Below are 18,861 nucleotides of genomic sequence, written 5' to 3'. Positions count from 1 at the left end.
CAGGTCGCGCTCGGCCAGCAACGCCGCCCGCGAAGCCGCCGCCGCGCCGTGGCCCAGCTCCTGCCCGCGCACCACGAGGTGGCCCAGGCGCGGCGGCAGGCCCAGGGAGGCCAGCTGGCGGCCGTGGGGCGTTGGTTTTAATTTTAATGAAGAATTAAGAATGAGGAATGAGGAATTGCCAACGGCTGAGCCATTCCCTAATTCCTCATTCCTCATTCTTAATTCTTCATTAAACGAAGCGTCCACCGCTCCCAGGCGCCGCAGCAGCTCCCGCGCCTGGCCATACGCCGCGGCCGGTGGCACATCGAGCCAGCGCAGGGCGGTGGGCTCGGCCGCGCCCCACAGGGCCAGTTCCAGGGCCAGGCTGCTGAGGTCGGCGGTCTGGATTTCGGGCGGGCGGTGGGCGGGCAGGCCGTGGTGCTCGGCCTCGGTCCAGAGGCGGTAGCAGGTGCCGGGCGCAAGGCGGCCGGCGCGGCCCCGGCGCTGGTCGGCGGCAGCGCGGGCTACGGGCACGGTTTCGAGGGTGGTGAAGCCGGTGCGCGGCACGAAGCGCGGCACCCGCGCAAAGCCGCCGTCAATCACCACCCGTACGCCCTCAATGGTGAGGCTGGTTTCAGCAATGCTGGTGGCCAGAATGACCTTGCGCCGCCCGGCTTTCGAGGGGCGCAGGGCGGCGTCCTGTGCTTCGAGCGGGAGCTCGCCGTGCAGCAGGTGCAGGTCGATGTTATCGGCCAGCGAGTCTTGCAGCCGGCGGGCGCTGCGCTGCAGGTCGCCCACGCCGGGCAGAAACACGAGAATGTCGCCCTCGGCGTGCGTGTTCAACGCGGCTTTCACCTGGGCGGGCACCAGCTCGGCCAGCCGGTCGGCGGGTTTGTTGGGCAGGGCGGCGGCGCGGCGCGGGTCGAGGTAGTGCGTGTCAATCGGAAACAGAAAGCCGGCCGATGACACTACCGGCGCGGGCAGCCACTGGCCCAGCCGCTGGGCTTCGAGCGTGGCGCTCATGATGAGAATACGCAAGTCATCGCGCAACACGGCCTGCGCGTCCAGGGCCAGGGCCAAGCCCAGGTCGGCGTTCAGGCTGCGCTCGTGAAACTCATCGAACACCACGGCGGCCACGCCTTCCAGCGCCGGGTCGTCCTGAATCATGCGCGTGAGAATGCCTTCGGTGATGACTTCCACGCGGGTTTCTTTGCTCACCTTGCTATCCAGCCGCACGCGGTAGCCGATGGTGCGGCCCACGGGCTCGCCCAGCAGCTGGGCCAGGCGGGCGGCGGCCCCGCGCACGGCCAGCTGGCGGGGTTCGAGCACCAGGATTTTATCTGCGGGGCTGCGCCATTCGGCGGCCAGCAGGGCCAGCGGCACCACGGTGGTTTTGCCCGCACCGGGCGGCGCTTCCAGCACCACGCGGGGGTGGGTGGCCAGGGCGGCCAGCAGCTCGGGCAGCGCCGCGCGAATGGGCAGGTCGGGGAGGGGCGGCAGGACGAAGGCAGGATTCACCGGCCAAAATTACGCCCGGACAGCCGGCGGGGGCCAGCGGCCTGATGGGGCACCACTGATTGAAAAATGACGTGCCCGTAACGTTCGGGTAAGCTTGCCGCCGCGTCCGGGTCGGACCTTTGTGGGCCGCCGCTTTCATTTGCCCGTACGCTGATAGCAACCCCCTTACTCCGAACGCATGCAGTGGTACCAGGAAGAAATTGCGCGGCTGGCGCAGCTGCCCGTGGCGCCGGCCCCGGCGCGGCCCCGCGTGGTGTTCTACGGCAGCTCCACCTTCACCCGCTGGCCTGGGCTGGCGCAGTGCTTCCCGCAGATTGAGGCCGTGAACCTGGGCTTTGGCGGTTCCACGCTGGCGGCGTGCGCCTGGTTCTTTGAGCTGCTGGTGCCCCGCCAGCAGCCCGATGCGCTGCTGGTTTACGCCGGCGACAACGACCTCGGCGACGGCCGAAACCCGGAGGAAGTGGTGCTGTTCTACGACCATCTGCTGGCATCCGTCCGGGCCACGCTGGGCGCTGTGCCGGTGGTGTTCGTCGGCATCAAGCTGAGCCCGGCGCGCATGTACCTGCGGCCCGGCGTGGAGTTCGCCAATGCCTGCATCCGTCAGCGCATCGAAGCGGCCGGCCCGCCTCATTATTACCTCGACATTAATCCTCAGATGGTGGACGGCCGCGGCCAGCCCCGGCCCGCGCTGTTTGAGGCCGACGGCCTGCACCTCTCGCCGGCCGGCTACGCCGTGTGGCAGGCCGAAATAGGGGCCGTGCTGGCGCAGCTATATCCTCCCACGCCCTGAAAGCCTGCCTGCTGCGATGCGCCGCGAATACCACGAATGGCTGAGCCAGGCCCTGAGCCGCCGAATGGAACTCCTCGTTTTTGGGGAGGCCGGCGCGCGGGTATTGTTCTTTCCCACGCGCCGGGCCCGGTTTTTCGACTACGAGAACTGGGGCGTGGTAGAAGCCCTGCGGCCCAAAATCGAGGCCGGCCAGCTGCAGCTCTACTGCGTGGACAGCATCGACGGCGAAAGCCTGTACTGCCCCGAAAAACACCCTGCCGAGCGCATCCAGCGGCATTTGCAGTACGAGCGCTACATTCTGGAAGAGGTGCTGCCCCTCACCCGGCAGCTCAATCCCAACATGTGTTTGATTGCCGCCGGCTGCAGCATGGGGGCCTACCACGCCGTAAACCTGGCCTTCCGGCACCCCGACCTGTTTGGCAAAGTGGTGGGCCTGAGCGGGCGCTACGACCTCACCCAGGCCATGGCCAGCTTCCGCGACCTGTTTCAGGGCTACGTGGACGAGGCCGTGTACCTGAACACGCCCAACCGCTTTCTCGCCCATCTCGACGAGGATTTTTACCTGGCCCACCTGCGCCGGCTCGACATTACGCTGGCCGTGGGCGAAGCCGACGCGTTTCTCGAAAACAACCTGGTGCTCAGCCAGCAGCTGCAGGAAAAACACATCGACCACCAGCTCTACATCTGGGGCGGGGAGGCGCACACGCCCGCCGCCTGGCAAAGCATGGTCGATTTGTACCTGTGAGGCGCGGGCAGGTTGAGGGAGCGGAGCCGTGGCGTATTTTCAGCCCCTAATTTGCCTGCGCTTATGCCGTTCAGCCTGCCCTTCTTCCGTCGTGCCCCGGTCCTCGCACCCGATTCGCCGCTGCCTGCTATGCGCCGGTTTCTGGCCGAAATCGGTTTGGAGACCGAGGAAAAGCGCCTGCCGAAAAACACGTTTCTGCCGGGCCTGCTCATCGACGGCGGCCGGCTGCTCATCGACCCGGCCCGCCTGCTGTATCCCGGCGATGTGCTGCACGAAGCCGGCCACCTGGCCGTGACGCCCGCCGCCGAGCGTGCCCAATTGTCGGGCAACGTCATGGCAAACAAGCCCGAGCAGCAGGGTACCGATGGCGAAGAAATTGCGGCCATGCTGTGGTCGTACGCCGCCGCCCTGGCCCTGGACATTGCGCCGGAAGTCGTGTTCCACCCCCAGGGCTACCGCGACCAAAGCGCCTGGATTCTCAACAACTACCGCCAGGGCATCTACCCCGGCCTGCCCCTGCTGGTCTGGATGGACCTCACCACCACCGCTGATTTTCCGCGCATGACGCGCTGGCTGCGCGAATAGAAGCAAGTAGCTACACCCGCCGCATGGGCCACAGCTCCACGCTCACGGGGCCGCCGGCGTGCACCAGCGGCGGGCCGGCGGGCGTGGGCAGGCCGTGGCCTTCCAGCAGGCCGGACTCGAGATGCAGCACCTGGGCCGTGCTGAGCGGCCACGGCGCGTGCGCCACCCGGCCCCGGTAGAGCCTGGTGTGGGCCTTGTTGCTGGCGTAGAGGCAGTAGCGCTCCGTCAGAAAAAACGCCAGCGAGCCCGGCTCCGCCGGCGGCAGCGGCGCGCCAACTTTCCAGGTGGCGCGGAAGGCGGCGGGCGGGGCGCCGCCGTGCGTACGCCTGGCCGTGAACTGGCGCAGGTCGGGGCCAGGCTTTTCCAAGTGCATGGTGGCGCGCAGGTAGGGCAGGTGGAAAAACGTGCGGGCCGTCCACACCGCCAGCGGGCTGGTGGCATCGAGCGAGAAAAACCAGACGCCGGGCACGCCGTCGAGGTGCACGTAGGTGCGCACGTTCAGCTCCAGAAATTCGCTGGTGCCGCGCACCGGCGGGCTCACGCGGGTGCGCACCTTGCTCATCTGAAACGGCACCACCGCTATCCAGGCCATGCCCTCGTGGGTATCGACCTGCAGCCGGGGCGGCAGGTGCGCCTGCAGCAGCGCCGCCGGCACCGGCCAGTGCAGAAACAGCAGCTCGCTCCAGTCCTGGCGCAGCAGCGGAATGCCCTCGGGCCGCTCGCGCAGGGCCAGCCGGGCCGATAGGGTGGGGGCAGTTGACAATGAAGAATGGGGAATGAACAATGAGCAATGCCTGGGTGTACGCCGGGGTATTGCTCATTGTTCATTCCTCATTCCTCACTGTTAGGTAATTCAGTACGTGGGAAACGTGGGGTCCACCTGCTCGGCCCAAGCGGCCACGCCGCCGCGCAGGCTTTGCAGGTGGTGGTAGCCCAGGCGCTGCTGCAGGTAGGCCAGGGCCTGCAGGGAGCGCACGCCGTGGTGGCAGATGAGCACCACCGGGCCGTCGGGCCGGATTTCGGCCGTGCGGCGCGTGAGCTCGCTCAGGGGCACAAGGCGGCTGCCGGGCAGGTGGCAGTAGTCGAATTCCATTTCCTCGCGCACGTCCACCAGCTGGAGGTCGTCGCCGGCTTGCAGGCGGCGGTGCAGGTCGGCGGGGCTGATTTCGAGCGGAGGGTTTTGCATGGCATTGGCGGGATGGGGTAGCAAAAATAGCCCGCCGGGGCCCTACCTTGCGGCTTCTACTTATCCTGGGCCCGCGTGTTTGCTTTGTTGTTGCTCGATATTTCTTCGGCATTTGCGCAGTACTGGCACAGCACCACCCGGCTGGAGCTGGTGGCCGTGGTCACGGGGTTTGCCTGCGTGTGGCTGGCGGCGCGGGAGTCCATCTGGAACTTCCCGGTGGCCATGGTGAGCTGCCTGCTCTTCGTTTTTCTCTACTATCAGACGCAGCTCTACGCCGACTGCGGCCTGCAATGGCTATTCATTGCCCTGAGCGGCTACGGCTGGTACGAGTGGCTGTATGGCGGGCGGGGCGAAACCGAGCTGGGCGTGACGCACGCCACCGGCCGCGAGTGGCTGCTCTCGGCCGCCTTCGCCGCGCTGTTCACCCTGGGCTTCGGCTACTACCTGCGCCACCACACCGATGCCGCTTTTCCCTACATCGACAGCTTTACCACGGCCGGCAGCATCGTGGCCCAATACCTGCTCACCCGCAAGCGCCTCGAAAACTGGCTGCTCTGGCTGCTGGTTGATGTGATTTACGTGCCAATGCTTTGGTACAAGGCGCTGTATGTAACCAGCCTGCTGTACTTCCTCTACCTGGCGCTGGCCGCCTACGGCTACTGGCAATGGCGGCGCGAGCTGTCAAAACCCGCTCTTCCAGATGCCCAGGCCAAACAGTTGGCCTGAGCCTGCCCCGCCGGGAGGCACCCGCATTATTCCACCCCGATAATGACTCCCGACGCGGCTTTCCCTCCCATCTTTTCGCCTTTTCCCCTCCACCCCGAAGTTGCTGCGCGTTTCCCTCACCGGCCCCGAATCCACGGGCAAATCGACGTTGGCCGCCCAGCTGGCGGCGCACTACGGCACCTCGTTTGCCCCCGAGTATGCCCGCGAGTACCTCGCCCAGTCGGGCCCGCACTACACGCCCCTGGACCTGGAGGAAATAGCCCGGGGCCAGCTCGCCGCCGAAGCCGCTGCCGTGGCCGCCGGCCACCGCGTGGTGTTCTGCGACAGCGACCTGCTGGTGATAAAAATCTGGTTTGAGCATTCCTTCGGCACCTGCCCCGAGTGGATACTGCGCTGCCTCGACGAGCAGCAGTACGACCTGGTGCTGCTCATGGGCGTAGACCTGCCCTGGGTGCCCGACCCGCTGCGCGAGCACCCGCACCTGCGCCAGCAGTTCTACGACCTCTACCGCCGCGAGCTGAGCGAGCGCATGGCCAACTTTGCCGAAATTTCGGGCTCCGGCGAGCGCCGCTTCGAGCAGGCCCGCTTCCTGGTCGATGAGTTGCTGCGGCCCGCTTCGTTGCCTGTTTTTGCTGAGAAACGCTTTTCGTACCGCCCCATGCACTACACCCTCACCACGCCGGCCTGCCACGCCACCTTCTCGGCCCACGGGGCCGAGCTCACCAGCCTGCGCACCCCCGCCAACGGCCTCGAATACATCTGGGCCGCCGACCCCGCCGTGTGGGCCCGGCACGCGCCGGTGCTGTTCCCCCTGGTGGGCCGCCTGCCCGAAGACGCCTACTCCTACGCCGGCCGCGCCTACAAGCTGCCGCAGCACGGCTTCGCCCGCGACCAGGAGTTTGCCGTGATGCACCAGAGCCCCACCGAGCTGGTATTCCAGCTGCACCACGACGAAACCACCCGCGCCGTATTCCCCTTCGCTTTCGAGCTCACCATCACCTACACCCTGCGCGACACCCAGCTCACCGTGCGCTGGGACGTGCGCAACCCCGCCGCCGACCAGCCGCTGCTCTTCAGCATTGGGGCGCACCCGGCCGTGCGCTGCCCCCTGCTGCCCGGCGAGGCGTTTGAGGACTATTATTTCGAGTTCGACCACCCCGTGACGCTGGAGCGCCACCTGCTGAAAGGCGGCCTGCTCACGGGCCAGACATCGCCGGTGCTGAACGAGGAGCGGGAGCTGCCGCTCAGCTACGGCCTGTTTTCCGACGATGCGCTGGTGTTCAAGCACTACGATTTCAACCGGCTGGTGCTGCGCTCGCGCAAGTCGGAGCGCTTCGTGCGCTTTCAGTTCGACGGCTTTCCCTACCTCGGCCTCTGGACCAAAGGCCCCGGCGCGGGCTTCGTGTGCGTGGAGCCCTGGTACGGCGTGGCCAGCCCCGACGGCCAGCCCGGCGAGCTCAGCGAAAAAGAAGGCATCCTAACGCTGGAGCCCGGCCAGGTGTTCACGGCGGCCTACACCATTGAGGTAGGGTAGTAGTTGACAGGCGCCCTCCCTTCTAAATCGACGCTAATGCTCCCCGAAATCCGCCCCATCCCGGCCGAAGCAACTTACCCGCTGCGCCATCAGGTGCTGTGGCCCGATAAGCCGCTGGATTACGTGAAGGTGGAAAACGACGCTGCTGGCGGCCACTTCGGGGCGTTCCGGCACGAGGAGCTGCTGGCCGTCATCTCTCTGTTTGTGGCTGGTGCGGAAGCCCGCTTCCGCAAATTCGCTGCCCGGCCCGATTGCCAGGGCCAGGGCCTGGGCACCGCTTTGCTCCGGCACGTTTTTGCCGAAGCCCGGCGGCTGGGTGCCCGGCGCATCTGGTGCGATGCCCGGCAGGACAGCGCCGGTTTCTACGCCCGCTTTGGCATGTTGCCCGAGGGCGAAATCTTCTACAAAGGCCCGGTGCCCTACGTGCGCATGGGGGTTGCCTTGTAGAAGGGGGGAAGCAGCTTGTACAAATAAAGAACGTCATGCTGAGCCAAGTCGAAGCATGACGTTCTGAATTCTTCCTCGGCCACCCTCAAAACTCAACCCTTAAAGCTCCACCCGGCGGCGGTTATACTCCGGCTCCCAGTCGTTGATGGGGCGTGAGATACCGGGCGGCAGGTCCAGGTCGGGCAGGCCGGGGTCGTGGGGCTCGCCGCCGTCGTCGTCGCCGTCGTGCGGGGGCGGCGGGGGCAGCACGCGCCGTCGCCGGGGCATCACCAGTACAAACAGAAAAAAGGCGCAGAAAGCAACGGCGTAGACAAGGCTGAGCATGGCGGAGGAAGGCTAAAACGGTGCGGGCCTTAAAACGCATGGCCCCGGCCCGGCGTTGCGTCGGCCCGCGTCCCTAAATTAACTGACAGTCAGCAAACCGCCGCGCGGCCTGGGGGTGAATAACAAAAAAAATGCGTCCCGCGCTTTTGGGCCTTACCTTTGCGGCATGTTTAGGGGTGCTGGCGTTGTGCACGACGCCGGCTGAGATGATACCCATCGAACCTGAACCGGGTAATGCCGGCGAAGGGAACAAACAATCCGCGGACGTTTCCGCTGCCGCTCCGACCCCTGGGGCGACGGCGCGTTCCATTTTTACGCCAAAATCTTTTTGAAAACTGTACTCTTTGCGGGGGCGGCGCTGTGTGCGCTGGCTGCCGCGCCGGCATGGGCGCAAGGCCCCGTGTCCGGCACCATCACCGATGCCCGCACGGGCGACGCGCTGCCCGGCGCCACCCTCTTCCTCGACGGCGCCGCCAGCGGCACAACCGATGCCGCCGGGGGCTTTAGCCTCCCGGCCGTGGCGGCCGGCACCCACGAAATCCGCATCACTTTCCTGGGCTACGAGCAGCTGGTGCGCCAGGTGCAGGGCCGGGCCGGCGCGCAGGTGCTCAGCGCCACGCTCATGCCCGGCGGCGTGCTCACGGGCGAGGCGCTCATCACCGCTTCGCGCGCCAACGACCGCACGGCCACGGCCTACACCAACCTCGGCAAGCAGGACCTGGCCAAGCAGAACTTCGGGCAGGATTTGCCCTATCTGCTCAACCAAACGCCTTCGGTGGTGGTGAACTCCGATGCCGGGGCGGGCGTGGGCTACACCGATATCCGCATCCGGGGCACGAGCAACACGGGCATCAACACCACCATCAACGGCGTGCCGCTGAACGACCCGGAGTCGCACGGCGCGTTTCTGATTAACCTGCCGGACCTGGCTTCGTCCATCAACAGCATCCAGATTCAGCGGGGCGTGGGCACCAGCCAGAACGGCGGCGCGGCCTTCGGAGCCAGCCTGAACGTGAGCACCCTCGACAACCGCCGCGAGGCCTACGCCGAAACCCAGAACACCTACGGCTCTTACCAGACCTGGAAAAATAACGTGTCGTTCGGTACGGGCCTGATAAACGGCCATTTCACCGTCGATGGCCGCCTCTCGCGCATTGCCTCCGATGGCTACATGAACCGGGCGGCGTCGGATTTGAAGTCGTACTACTTCGCCGCCGGCTACCAGGCCAAGAATACGCTGCTGAAATTCATCACCTTCTCGGGCCGCGAAAAAACCTACCAGGCCTGGAACGGCGTGCCAGAGCCGGCCCTCACCGGCAACCGCGCCCAGCTGCAGACCTACATCGACAACGGCGAGCTGAGCGAGGCCGATGCCGCCCGCGTGCTGCAGGAAGGCCGCCGCTACAGCTACTACACCTACGGCAACCAGACCGACAACTACCAGCAGAACCACTACCAGCTGCACCTCTCGCAGGGCCTGGGCCGCCGCTGGAACCTGGGTGCGGCCCTGCACCTCACGCGCGGCTTCGGCTACTACGAGAGCTACCGCACCGGCCGGAAATTCGTGAACTACGGCCTGCAGAACGTAATCATCGGCGGCGATACCCTCGCCAAAACCAACCTGGTGGACCGCAAGTGGCTCGATAACAACTTCTACGGCGGCACCGTGGCCCTGAACTACCAGCCCACCGAGGGCAAGCTGCAGGCCACCATCGGCGGGGCCTGGAACCGGTTCGACAACGACCACTACGGCGAAATCATCTGGGCGCAGTATGCCTCCAACAGCCAGCTGGGCCAGCGCTACTACTTCAATAACGCCGTCAAGACCGACTACAACGCCTATGCCCGTGCCACCTGGCAGGTGCTGCCCGCGCTGGGCATCTACGGCGACGTGCAGGTGCGCCACATCAAGTACACCATCGACGGGCTGGAGGCCGGCAACCAGGACGTGACCACCCGCGCTAGCTACACGTTCTTCAATCCCAAGGCCGGCGCCACCCTCAACCTGGGCTACGGCCAGCAGCTCTACGCCAGCTTCGCGGTGGGCCAGCGCGAGCCCGTGCGCTCTGACTTTACGGACCGGCCCGTGGGCGACCAGTCGGCCAAAGCCGAGCGGCTGGAAGATTGGGAAGGTGGCTACCGCCTCAACCGCCCGCGTATGGGCCTGTTCAGCCTGCGCCTCGAAGCCAATGCGTTCTACATGAATTACCGCAACCAGTTGGTAGCCACCGGACAGCTCAACGATGTGGGCACGGCCCTGCGCACCAACGTGGCCCGCAGCTACCGTCGCGGCGTAGAACTGAGCGGCTCCCTGTCGGCCAACGATAAAATCAGCTTCAGTGGCAGCGTCACCCTGAGCCAGAACCGTATTCTGGACTACCAGGACGTGACCTACGACGCCGATTACAACCCCGTGCTGGCCGCGCCTCGTACGTCGGCCATTTCCTACTCGCCCGCCGTGGTATCGGCCTACACGCTGGAAGGCCAGCCACTGAAAGGCTTACGCGCGGCGTTGCTGTTCAAAACTGTGAGCCGCCAGTACCTAGATAACTCGGAAAACGCCAGCCGCAGCATCGACCCCTACCAGACGCTCGATTTCCGCCTGCGCTACACGCTGCACCCCAGCTTCATGAAGGAAATTGAGCTGGGCCTGCTGGTAAACAACGTGCTCAACCGCGAGTACGTGGCCAACGGCTACACCTACAGCTACATCGGGGCCAGCGGCCACCAGGAAACCTTCAACTGGTTTTTTCCGCAGGCCACGCGCAACTACCTGGCGTCGGTGGGCTTGAAGTTTTAGCGTCGGTATAAGAAGTAGGGGCGGGGCTTGCCCCCGCCCGCCGTTGAACGATTTCCAGCGAGTCGTTTTAGCGGTGGGCGGGGGCAAGCCCCGCCCCTACTTCTGTTTCGCCGGGCCAGGCTCAACTTCCCCTTCGCCCAGCCTGTTATCTTTGCCTCAAACTCCCACCTCCCCACCCCAATTCCGCCCCATGTCTTCGGAAACCGACGTACTCTCCCCCCAGGCCAAAGCCCACACTGCCCAGAAAGGCAGCACCAACGCCAACGGCTTCACCGATTATTTCGACCTCGACGGCCTGCTGACCGAGGAGCACCTGCTCATCCGCCAGTCCATCCGCGACTTCGTGAAGAAGGAAATCAGCCCCAACATCGAGAAATGGGCCCAGGACGCGCACTTCCCGAGCGAAATCGTGCGGAAATTTGGCGATGTGGGCGCGTTCGGGCCCACCATTCCGCAGGAGTACGGCGGCGGCGGGCTCGACTACATCAGCTACGGCCTCATCATGCAGGAAATCGAACGCGGCGACTCGGGCATGCGCTCCACCGCCTCGGTGCAGGGCTCGCTGGTGATGTTTCCCATCTACGCCTACGGCTCGGAAGAGCAGCGCAAGAAGTACCTGCCCAAGCTGGCCTCCGGCGAGTGGCTGGGCTGCTTCGGCCTCACCGAGCCCGACCACGGCTCGAACCCCGGCGGTATGACCACCAACCTCAAGGACATGGGCGACCATTACCTGCTGAACGGGGCCAAGCTCTGGATTTCGAACTCGCCCGAGTGCCAGGTGGCCGTTGTCTGGGCCAAAAACGAGCAGGGCCGCATCAAGGGCGTGATTGTGGAGCGCGGCATGGAAGGCTTCAGCACGCCCGAAATCCACAACAAGTGGAGCCTGCGCGCCTCCTGCACCGGCGAGCTGGTGTTTGAGGACGTGAAAATCCCCAAAGAGAACATCCTGCCCAACGTGGACGGCCTGCGCGGCCCGCTCTCCTGCCTCGATTCGGCCCGCTTCGGCATTGCCTGGGGCGCCATCGGCGCGGCCATCGACTGCTACGAGTCGGCCCTGAAATATTCGCTCCAGCGCGAGCAGTTCGGGCAGCCCATCGGCGGCTTCCAGCTGCAGCAGAAGAAGCTGGCCGAGATGATTACCGAAATCACCAAGGCTCAGCTCATGGCCTGGCGCCTGGGCGTGCTCAAAAACGAAGGCAAAGCCACCAGCGCTCAAATCTCCATGGCCAAGCGCAACTCCGTCGAAATGGCCCTGCACGTAGCCCGCGAGGCGCGTCAGATTCACGGCGGCATGGGCATCACCGGCGAATACCCCATCATGCGCCACATGATGAACCTCGAATCGGTGATTACCTACGAGGGCACGCACGATATTCACCTGCTCATCACGGGAGCGGATATCACCGGCATTCAGGCGTTCAAGTAGAGATACTGGGGGCTAATTCATCAGTTCGCATCAAACAAGAAAGCGGCTGCTTCAATTATGAGGCAGCCGCTTTCTTGTTTGATGCCCCTGTGCTACTTCTCTAGTAAATAGGTCTCTTCCAGAACTGCTGGGACTGGTGCACGAGAGGTTAGCTGTACTACACGCCAGCCGTTTTGTCGGAGCCTGTTAAGTTCGATAATGACCTTACTTCTAGCTGTTACAAGATTAGCCTCTTTCACGGCTACTTCTGTTACTTGACCATCTGGCGATGTTTCGATGAGTGAACCTTTGCCATTAACCAATGATGCACTCAGCTGCATGTAGGCATCTTGTGACGCTTGTTTAGGATAAAACGCCCACGAACCGGCCACGGCCAGCGCCAGCGCAGCGGAGAGAACTACTTTTTTCATGAAATGCGGGAAAAAGGAATGAGTGGAATGAGGCCACAATGTACCTTACCGCTCCGAAAGCGGCTCCTGGTTTCAAAGCGGCGGCTGTTTCTATTATGTCTGTTTTCGCCCGCCATCTCATGGGCATCAGTTGCGAGCTGCGCCAGCTCACCCCCGCCTACGCCCAAAAGCTGCGGGCCGACCCCGACCAGGTACTGCACTACGCCGAACGGGCCGATTCCGGCCGCCTGCTCAGAGAAGCGCAGGGCGAAGACCTGAGCCGCTGGTGCTACTCCACCAGCAGCTCGGCCAGTCGCGAGATTTCGGCTTTGGCCTCGGCCACCTCCTCGTCGTCGGGGTGGTTGGCTTCCACCACTTCCACAAAGCCGGCCATCACCATCGTTATCAGCTCGCGGGCGTGGTGGGCGAAGGCGGCGGCTTCCTCCGGGGTCTGCTCTTCTTCGGCCGCCGAGGTGTACATCATGTCCTCCAGGCTGCCGGTGGCCAGCACATCGGTAACGGCGCTGAGAGCGCACACCTGCGCGGCCTGATACAGGCGCAGCAGCTCCGACCAGCTCAGGCTAAGTGGCTCTTCTGCATTGCTGACGGCCAGGCGGTTGGCCAGGCGCTCCAGCGCTTTTTTGCGAAAATATTTTACGCTGCCCAGCGCCCGGCCGAAAGGTGTTTCGCCCAGCTCGGCCAGGATATAGGGCAGGCGCAGGGCCGTGCCCAGCGTCACGCGCTGGCCTTCGTTGAAGGTAACGTGCACGGCCGCCTCTGCCTGGTCCTCGGCTTCATCGGCGGCATCGAGGGCCTCGGCCTGCAGCTCGGCGGGCGACTGGCCGGCGGGGTAAAACGGCCGCAGCGTGTCGTCGAGGCGGGCGAAGATGCTTTCGGTTTGCAGGCGGCGCATGTGCAGCTCCTCGCGTGCATCGGGGTTAGCGGCGGCCAGGTACTGGGTAATGTTGGCGAGCAGCGACTCGCCGAAAGTGAGCAGGTACTCGCGCGGGCCGGAGAATGCGTCTTCGGCGGCATTGTAGCGCATGAGGTAGGCGCGCAGGGGCTCATCGAGGGAGCTTTCGAACACCAGCCGGCCAATCACAATAAAATCGAACAGCTCCAGGGTGTGGGTGGCCATTACGCGGCCCAGCGTGGGCGTATCGACGGCGCTGGTCACGGTGCTCAGGGTTTCAAAATCGTAGCCCAGCAGCTCGTTCAGGGCCTGGGGCACGGGGTCGTCGGGGTGGCCCAGCAGCATGTGGTTGGCCACGCTGCCCAGCAGCAGCAGCGGCTTCATGGTTTCGTAGAGCTCCGCGGGCAGCTGGGCCAATTGCCGCGCCAGCTCGGCTTCAAACTGCTCGGCGCCGTTTTCATCTTCGGGCGATAGGCCCGGGTCTGCATCGTCATCAAAATCTGCCATGGGAGATAGCCAGCGGATGCCACGCACGATGGCAGCGGTAAATTGGGAGAAAATATTGGTTTACGCATCATCTGAAACCGGGGTGCCGGCCCACTCAAAGTTGCTCATGCCGTAATTTGGCCCCATGATGAAAATCGTTCCCGCGTCCGAACCCCTGGTGCTGCTCGAATGCCTCGTGGCCGGCACCTCGCACCGCCCCAACCTGGAGAAGTACGAGCCGAAGCTGACGGTGGGCCAGGCCCTGCTGCTCACCCGCGAGGCCGATAATCATTACGACGACTGGGCCGTGCAGGTGCACACCGCCCCCGTCGCCGACCCCGCCAACGTCTGGCTCGGCTACCTGCCCGAGGGCCGCAACGAAACCGTGGCCCGCCTGCTCGATGCCGGCAAGCGCCTCAGTGCCCGCCTCAATCACAAATCCTGGGAAACCGACTGGCTGCACCTCGACATTGAGGTGCTGCTGCACGAGTAGCGGGCCAATTAAAATTTCGCCTGTCATCCTGAGCTTGCGAAGGACCTTATCACGTTCGCATCGATTATCTTACTGCAGACCGCTCCGATGTAACAAGATGCTTCGCTGCGCTCTGCATGACAGTCAAATTTCTTCTCGCTAAAGGAGCTTTTTTGCCTGCCCAGTAGTTACTCATTAGCTTAGTAAAAATCGACCAATCATTTTAGCAATATCAGTATGCGCGAAGCCTTTCTCACCGGCGGCACCGATGGGTTCGATGCCACCGACAAGGACATCGACAAAGCCCTCCGGCCGCTTAGTTTCGACGACTTTACGGGCCAGGACAAGATTCTGGAGAACCTGAAAGTCTTCGTGGCCGCCGCCAAAATGCGCGGCGACGCCCTCGACCACGTGCTGCTGCACGGCCCCCCCGGCCTGGGCAAAACCACGCTCTCGCACATCATCGCCAACGAGCTGGGCTCGGGCATCAAGATGACCAGCGGCCCGGTGCTCGACAAGCCCAGCGACCTGGCCGGCCTGCTCACCAACCTGGAGCCGCACGACGTGCTGTTCATCGATGAAATCCACCGCCTGAATCCGGTTGTTGAGGAATACCTCTACTCGGCCATGGAGGACTACCGCATCGACATCATGCTCGACTCGGGCCCCAACGCCCGCTCGGTGCAGATTTCGCTGTCGCCCTTCACGCTGGTGGGCGCTACCACGCGCTCGGGCATGCTCACGGCCCCGCTGCGGGCCCGTTTCGGCATCTCCGCCCGTCTGGAATACTACGACTCGAAGCTGCTGACGACCATCGTGCAGCGCTCGGCCGAGATTCTGGGCACGCCCATTCACGAGGATGCCGCCTTCGAAATTGCCCGCCGCTCGCGCGGCACGCCCCGCATTGCCAACAACCTGCTGCGCCGTACCCGCGACTTCGCCCAAATCAAGGGCGACGGCACCATCACGGTTGAAATCGCGCAGTTTGCGCTGAACGCCCTCGACGTGGACGCCCGCGGCCTCGACGACATGGACAAGCGCATCCTCACCACCATCATCGACAAGTTCAAGGGTGGCCCGGTGGGCATCAGCACCATCGCCACCGCTTGTGGCGAAGAGGGCGAAACCATTGAGGAAGTGTACGAGCCCTTCCTCATTCAGGAAGGCTACATCAAGCGCACCTCGCGCGGCCGGGAGGCCACGGAAGCGGCGTATCAGCACCTGGGCCGCCTGTTGCCGAACCACTTGCGTGGCAACAACGGCGCGAGCTTATTTGATGAGATAACGAGCTGACCGAACGATGTAGAGACGCGACACTTCGCGTCTCGGCGTCCGCGCCGTATGCTCAGCCGTGTTGTAAAGCACGTTCAACGCCGAGACGCGATGTGTCGCGTCTCTACATCGTCCGATACAACGGAACGCGCCGCCCCCAGCGGCGCGTTTCCTGTTTCTTTGCAGCTCCGTTCACCCCGTTTGCCCATGCTTCCTCCCGCCCAATGGGCTCCCTTCATCAAGCGCCGCGCGGCCGAGCTCGGCTTTATGGCCTGCGGCATTTCGAAAGCGGAATTTCTGGAGGAAGAAGCGCCGCGCCTCGAAACCTGGCTTACGCGCCGCATGAATGGCAAGATGGGCTACATGGAAAACCACTTCGACAAGCGCCTCGACCCGCGCCTGCTGGTGGACGGGGCCAAATCGGTGATTTCGCTGCTGCTGAATTACTACCCGCCCAGGGAAAACCAGCAGGCCGACGATACGCTCAAAATCAGCAAATACGCCTACGGCCGCGACTACCACTTCGTCATCAAAGACAAGCTGAAAACGCTGCTGGCTGATATGGAAGCCGAAATCGGCGCCATCGGCGGGCGCTGCTTCGTGGACTCCGCGCCGGTGCTGGACAAGGCCTGGGCGAAGAAATCGGGCCTGGGCTGGGTGGGCAAAAACTCCAACCTGATAACGCCCGGCGCGGGCTCGTTCTACTTCATCGCCGAGCTGATTGTGGACGTGGAGCTGCCCGCCGACGGCCCCATCCGCGACTACTGCGGCACCTGCACCAAGTGTGTGGATGCCTGCCCCACGCAGGCCATCACCGAGCCTTATGTGGTGGACGGCAGCAAGTGCATCAGCTATTTCACCATCGAGCTCAAGGACCAGATTCCGACCGAGGTGGCCGGGCAATTCGGCAACTGGGTATTTGGCTGCGACATCTGCCAGGACGTGTGCCCCTGGAACCGCTTCAGCAAGCCGCACAACGAGCCGCAGTTCGACCCCGCGCCCGGCCTCAAAGACCTGACGCCCGGCGACTGGCGCGAAATCACCCACGAATTATTTACGGAGCTGTTCCGGCAGTCGGCCGTGAAGCGCACGGGCTATGAAGGCCTGAAACGCAACATCCGCTTTGTAGCCGGCGAGTAAGCCACCGAACCGGGCTGGCTTAGCCCACGCCCGCCACCGGAAACTCGCCCTGGAAATTGCCGAAGACCCGCTTCAGCACCGTGCGGTAGATGCGGGCAAACTGTTGGTAGCACCAGCTGCGAAAATCCGGCACTTCGGCTGGAACCAGCATTTTGAGGGCTTTGCGGAGCTCTTTCTCGAAAAGGGTGCGGTTGAAGCTGACCTTGGTCAGAATCAATTTCACGTAGTCTAGCATGTGGGTGGGGAGATGAACGAAAGACAGTGAAATAAGGAAGTTGGAACCTGCGGCCCGGCTCGTGGAAAGCGCGGCGGGCTTCGGGATATAGAAATATACAACAGTAAACTAAGCCTTCGCAACCGGTCAGTGCCGCTGCTGTCTCATCGGATGCCCCAATACGCAAAAAGAGCGGCCAGGGCCACTCTTTTGCTGAAAAAAGCCTGAATGTTGCACTACTCGGCTAGACGAACAAATTGAGCGCCGCCTGCGCGGTAATGGTGCTGGTGGGCTCGTCAAATGCCTCAGGCAGAGAAGTGTCGCGCACGGCTGTGCCATAGCTGATGCGCAAGAAATTATCGAACGGAATCGTGGCGCCGGCCGAGAGGTACTGGGCCGTATTGTTCTCGTTGCCAGTGGCGGCCGTGGTGAGCACCTGCGCGGCAGCGGGGCGCACAATGGCGGCATCTTCATCGCTGGGCCACGGCTGCACCGTGGCTCCCCGGCTCTGGCGCAGGGTACGAATGTGGGTAGCGTGCTGGGCCTCTACCGGCAGCGTGCGCAGGATGGTGCGGGTGAGCGGCGCATCGTACACGAGGTCGAACGCGTGCACGTTGTATAAGCGCACCCCCAGGTCCTCAATCTGCTGGGCGAGGGCCAGGAAATCGTCGAAATTGGTGAGCACATTCGGGAACAGCACCGGATTGCTGGCCAGGTTATGACGGCCGCTAAAATCAAACGTGGGCAGGGCGGGCACCACGGCCCCGGCGTTTTGCAGCGACTGCACCAGCAGCGTGGCGTGCTGGGTCTGGTGGGCCAGAATGCGCTGGAAATCGGGCCGCTGGGCCGTCGGAATCAGGCCGGTGGCCGCCAGAGCCTGCGAGTAGAGGGCCACCTGCACGCGCTCGAGCAGCAGAAGCTGCAGCGCGGCATCGTATGAGGTATCGAGAACGCCGGCGGTAGCGGCCGGGGCTGCGCCCAGGCCCAGCGGCAGGGCTGCCACGGCTGCCCGGCCCAGCTGCGTCAGCAGCGCCCGGCGCGGGGCCGGCGCCGAAGAAGTTGGAACAGCCGCCAAATGGTCGAGAACGGAAATCAGCTTCATACAGGAACGGCCAGGTTGGCCACGGAAATAACGTAAGGAGCGAAGAAGGGAGCCAGCGCAGTGGTCACTTCGGTCGGTGTTTTGGTGATGAGCAGCCCGGCGGCATCCACCACGTCGGTGCCCGCGAAGGAGCCGGGCGTGCGCAGGTCGCGCACGGCGGCGGCCTGCCGTGCCAGCACCGAGCCAATTTTCAGCGCAATGCCCCGCTGAGCCACGCTGGCCGTGGTGAACAGCGGCAGCATGGCCGGAAACGCGGCCGCTGCCAGGTCGGCCAGCTGCTGGGCGGCTGCCAGCACCCCCGCCCGGCTGGTGAGCGTGAAGGAAGCGAGGTTGAACACGAAGTCGGTGGGAAACAGCACCACGGCCCGCGTACTGTCGATGAGGTAGCGGAACAGCTCCGCGTGCACCACGGCGTGGTCGCGCAGGTCGGCAAACACGGCCCGCTCGGCGGCGGTGAGGTCGGTGGGCGGGCTGTCCACCACCTTTTGGTACAGCGTGGTTTGGGCTAGGCTCAGCAGGTAGGCGTAGTAATAGAGGCCGGAATCGCCGGCGGGCAGCGGCAGCTGGTACGGGTCGGGCGTGACGGTGGTGGTGCCGGTAGGCGTGCAGCCGGCGGCAATGAGGGCCACGGAAGCAGCCGAAGCCGCCGAAACCCGCAGGAAAACACGCCGGTTCAGCGGCTGCTCCCGCCGGGCGGGCAAAGAAGTTTGGTCAGACATTTGAAAAATATTCAGGCAGGCCTGCTCACCCAACAAGCCAGGCGGCGGCCATTACAAAGGTACTCGCTACCCTTCCAATGGTTGCAAAGACCCT

The 18,861-nt window shown here is 64.1% G+C and carries 20 protein-coding genes and 1 riboswitch; of the genes, 11 read left to right on the top strand and 9 right to left on the bottom strand.

Annotation, left to right across the window (positions count from 1 at the left end):
- The coding region (hrpB, locus tag ACYVHT_RS14005; protein WP_460552812.1) for an ATP-dependent helicase HrpB at positions 1-1,497 on the bottom strand (1,497 nt) is incomplete at its 3' end.
- Positions 1,498-1,675: 178 nt separating this feature from the next.
- On the opposite strand from hrpB, the gene ACYVHT_RS14000 reads away from it, so the two are divergent.
- The 3 genes from ACYVHT_RS14000 to ACYVHT_RS13990 all read left to right on the top strand — a co-directional run bounded on the left by ACYVHT_RS14000 (position 1,676) and on the right by ACYVHT_RS13990 (position 3,617).
- Positions 1,676-2,287: an SGNH/GDSL hydrolase family protein gene (locus tag ACYVHT_RS14000; RefSeq protein ID WP_460552809.1), complete on the top strand. Its 612-nt coding sequence runs from the start codon at positions 1,676-1,678 to the stop codon at positions 2,285-2,287.
- A gap of 64 nt (positions 2,288-2,351) precedes the next feature.
- Complete coding sequence (locus ACYVHT_RS13995; protein WP_460552807.1) at positions 2,352-3,032, top strand: esterase family protein; 681 nt, start codon at positions 2,352-2,354, stop codon at positions 3,030-3,032.
- A gap of 63 nt (positions 3,033-3,095) precedes the next feature.
- The gene (locus ACYVHT_RS13990) at positions 3,096-3,617 is read left to right on the top strand and encodes a hypothetical protein (protein ID WP_460552805.1); all 522 of its coding nucleotides are present in this window, start codon (positions 3,096-3,098) and stop codon (positions 3,615-3,617) included.
- 10 nt (positions 3,618-3,627) lie between these two features.
- Here ACYVHT_RS13990 and ACYVHT_RS13985 read toward each other — a convergent pair whose 3' ends face one another.
- Positions 3,628-4,380, bottom strand: coding sequence for a YqjF family protein (locus ACYVHT_RS13985; RefSeq protein WP_460552802.1), 753 nt, complete (start codon positions 4,378-4,380; stop codon positions 3,628-3,630).
- Between the two features lie 90 nt (positions 4,381-4,470).
- Positions 4,471-4,803, bottom strand: a complete 333-nt coding sequence (locus ACYVHT_RS13980; protein ID WP_460552799.1) for a rhodanese-like domain-containing protein — start codon at positions 4,801-4,803, stop codon at positions 4,471-4,473.
- A gap of 75 nt (positions 4,804-4,878) precedes the next feature.
- Between ACYVHT_RS13980 and pnuC the strand changes: the two genes are divergently transcribed.
- The 3 genes from pnuC to ACYVHT_RS13965 all read left to right on the top strand — a co-directional run bounded on the left by pnuC (position 4,879) and on the right by ACYVHT_RS13965 (position 7,510).
- The gene (gene pnuC / locus ACYVHT_RS13975) at positions 4,879-5,529 is read left to right on the top strand and encodes a nicotinamide riboside transporter PnuC (protein ID WP_460552796.1); all 651 of its coding nucleotides are present in this window, start codon (positions 4,879-4,881) and stop codon (positions 5,527-5,529) included.
- A gap of 100 nt (positions 5,530-5,629) precedes the next feature.
- Positions 5,630-7,063 (top strand): aldose epimerase family protein, encoded by a 1,434-nt coding sequence (locus ACYVHT_RS13970; RefSeq protein WP_460552793.1) that lies wholly within the window; start codon positions 5,630-5,632, stop codon positions 7,061-7,063.
- Positions 7,064-7,099: 36 nt separating this feature from the next.
- Complete coding sequence (locus ACYVHT_RS13965; RefSeq protein WP_460552790.1) at positions 7,100-7,510, top strand: GNAT family N-acetyltransferase; 411 nt, start codon at positions 7,100-7,102, stop codon at positions 7,508-7,510.
- 99 nt (positions 7,511-7,609) lie between these two features.
- Here ACYVHT_RS13965 and ACYVHT_RS13960 read toward each other — a convergent pair whose 3' ends face one another.
- On the bottom strand, positions 7,610-7,834 hold the full coding sequence (locus ACYVHT_RS13960) for a hypothetical protein (protein ID WP_460552787.1): 225 nt from the start codon (positions 7,832-7,834) through the stop codon (positions 7,610-7,612).
- Between the two features lie 162 nt (positions 7,835-7,996).
- Positions 7,997-8,102: riboswitch (TPP riboswitch) on the top strand.
- Positions 8,103-8,162: 60 nt separating this feature from the next.
- Here ACYVHT_RS13960 and ACYVHT_RS13955 point away from each other — a divergent pair.
- A complete protein-coding gene (locus ACYVHT_RS13955; RefSeq protein ID WP_460552784.1) occupies positions 8,163-10,634 on the top strand; it encodes a TonB-dependent receptor in 2,472 nt (823 codons plus the stop codon).
- A 190-nt stretch (positions 10,635-10,824) separates the two neighbouring features.
- Positions 10,825-12,060 carry an acyl-CoA dehydrogenase family protein gene (locus tag ACYVHT_RS13950; protein WP_460552781.1) on the top strand — a complete coding sequence of 412 codons (1,236 nt, stop codon included), beginning with the start codon at positions 10,825-10,827 and terminating at the stop codon, positions 12,058-12,060.
- Between the two features lie 92 nt (positions 12,061-12,152).
- Here the strand turns inward: ACYVHT_RS13950 and ACYVHT_RS13945 are convergent, their stop codons facing one another.
- Both ACYVHT_RS13945 and ACYVHT_RS13940 read right to left on the bottom strand, forming a co-directional pair.
- A complete protein-coding gene (locus ACYVHT_RS13945) occupies positions 12,153-12,470 on the bottom strand; it encodes a hypothetical protein (RefSeq protein WP_460552778.1) in 318 nt (105 codons plus the stop codon).
- Between the two features lie 268 nt (positions 12,471-12,738).
- On the bottom strand, positions 12,739-13,869 hold the full coding sequence (locus ACYVHT_RS13940) for a hypothetical protein (RefSeq protein WP_460552775.1): 1,131 nt from the start codon (positions 13,867-13,869) through the stop codon (positions 12,739-12,741).
- A 124-nt stretch (positions 13,870-13,993) separates the two neighbouring features.
- On the opposite strand from ACYVHT_RS13940, the gene ACYVHT_RS13935 reads away from it, so the two are divergent.
- The 3 genes from ACYVHT_RS13935 to queG all read left to right on the top strand — a co-directional run bounded on the left by ACYVHT_RS13935 (position 13,994) and on the right by queG (position 16,732).
- Positions 13,994-14,341, top strand: coding sequence for an HIRAN domain-containing protein (locus ACYVHT_RS13935; protein ID WP_460552772.1), 348 nt, complete (start codon positions 13,994-13,996; stop codon positions 14,339-14,341).
- A gap of 216 nt (positions 14,342-14,557) precedes the next feature.
- On the top strand, positions 14,558-15,613 hold the full coding sequence (gene ruvB / locus ACYVHT_RS13930; RefSeq protein WP_460552769.1) for a Holliday junction branch migration DNA helicase RuvB: 1,056 nt from the start codon (positions 14,558-14,560) through the stop codon (positions 15,611-15,613).
- A 186-nt stretch (positions 15,614-15,799) separates the two neighbouring features.
- Positions 15,800-16,732, top strand: coding sequence for an epoxyqueuosine reductase (gene queG / locus ACYVHT_RS13925; protein ID WP_460552766.1), 933 nt, complete (start codon positions 15,800-15,802; stop codon positions 16,730-16,732).
- A 19-nt stretch (positions 16,733-16,751) separates the two neighbouring features.
- On the opposite strand, the gene ACYVHT_RS13920 is transcribed toward queG, so the two are convergent.
- From ACYVHT_RS13920 to ACYVHT_RS13910, 3 genes are all read right to left on the bottom strand, one after another.
- Positions 16,752-16,967, bottom strand: a complete 216-nt coding sequence (locus ACYVHT_RS13920) for a hypothetical protein (protein ID WP_460552763.1) — start codon at positions 16,965-16,967, stop codon at positions 16,752-16,754.
- Positions 16,968-17,190: 223 nt separating this feature from the next.
- On the bottom strand, positions 17,191-18,048 hold the full coding sequence (locus ACYVHT_RS13915) for a ferritin family protein (protein WP_460552760.1): 858 nt from the start codon (positions 18,046-18,048) through the stop codon (positions 17,191-17,193).
- On the bottom strand, positions 18,045-18,767 hold the full coding sequence (locus ACYVHT_RS13910) for a ferritin-like domain-containing protein (RefSeq protein ID WP_460552757.1): 723 nt from the start codon (positions 18,765-18,767) through the stop codon (positions 18,045-18,047). The genes ACYVHT_RS13915 and ACYVHT_RS13910 overlap by 4 nt, the downstream gene beginning before the upstream one ends.
- Between the last annotated feature and the right edge of the window lie 94 nt (positions 18,768-18,861).

The sequence above is a fragment of the Hymenobacter daeguensis genome (assembly GCF_054780555.1).
The sequence above is the reverse complement of the archived record's forward strand: the minus strand, read 5'-3'. Positions and strand labels throughout refer to the sequence as shown.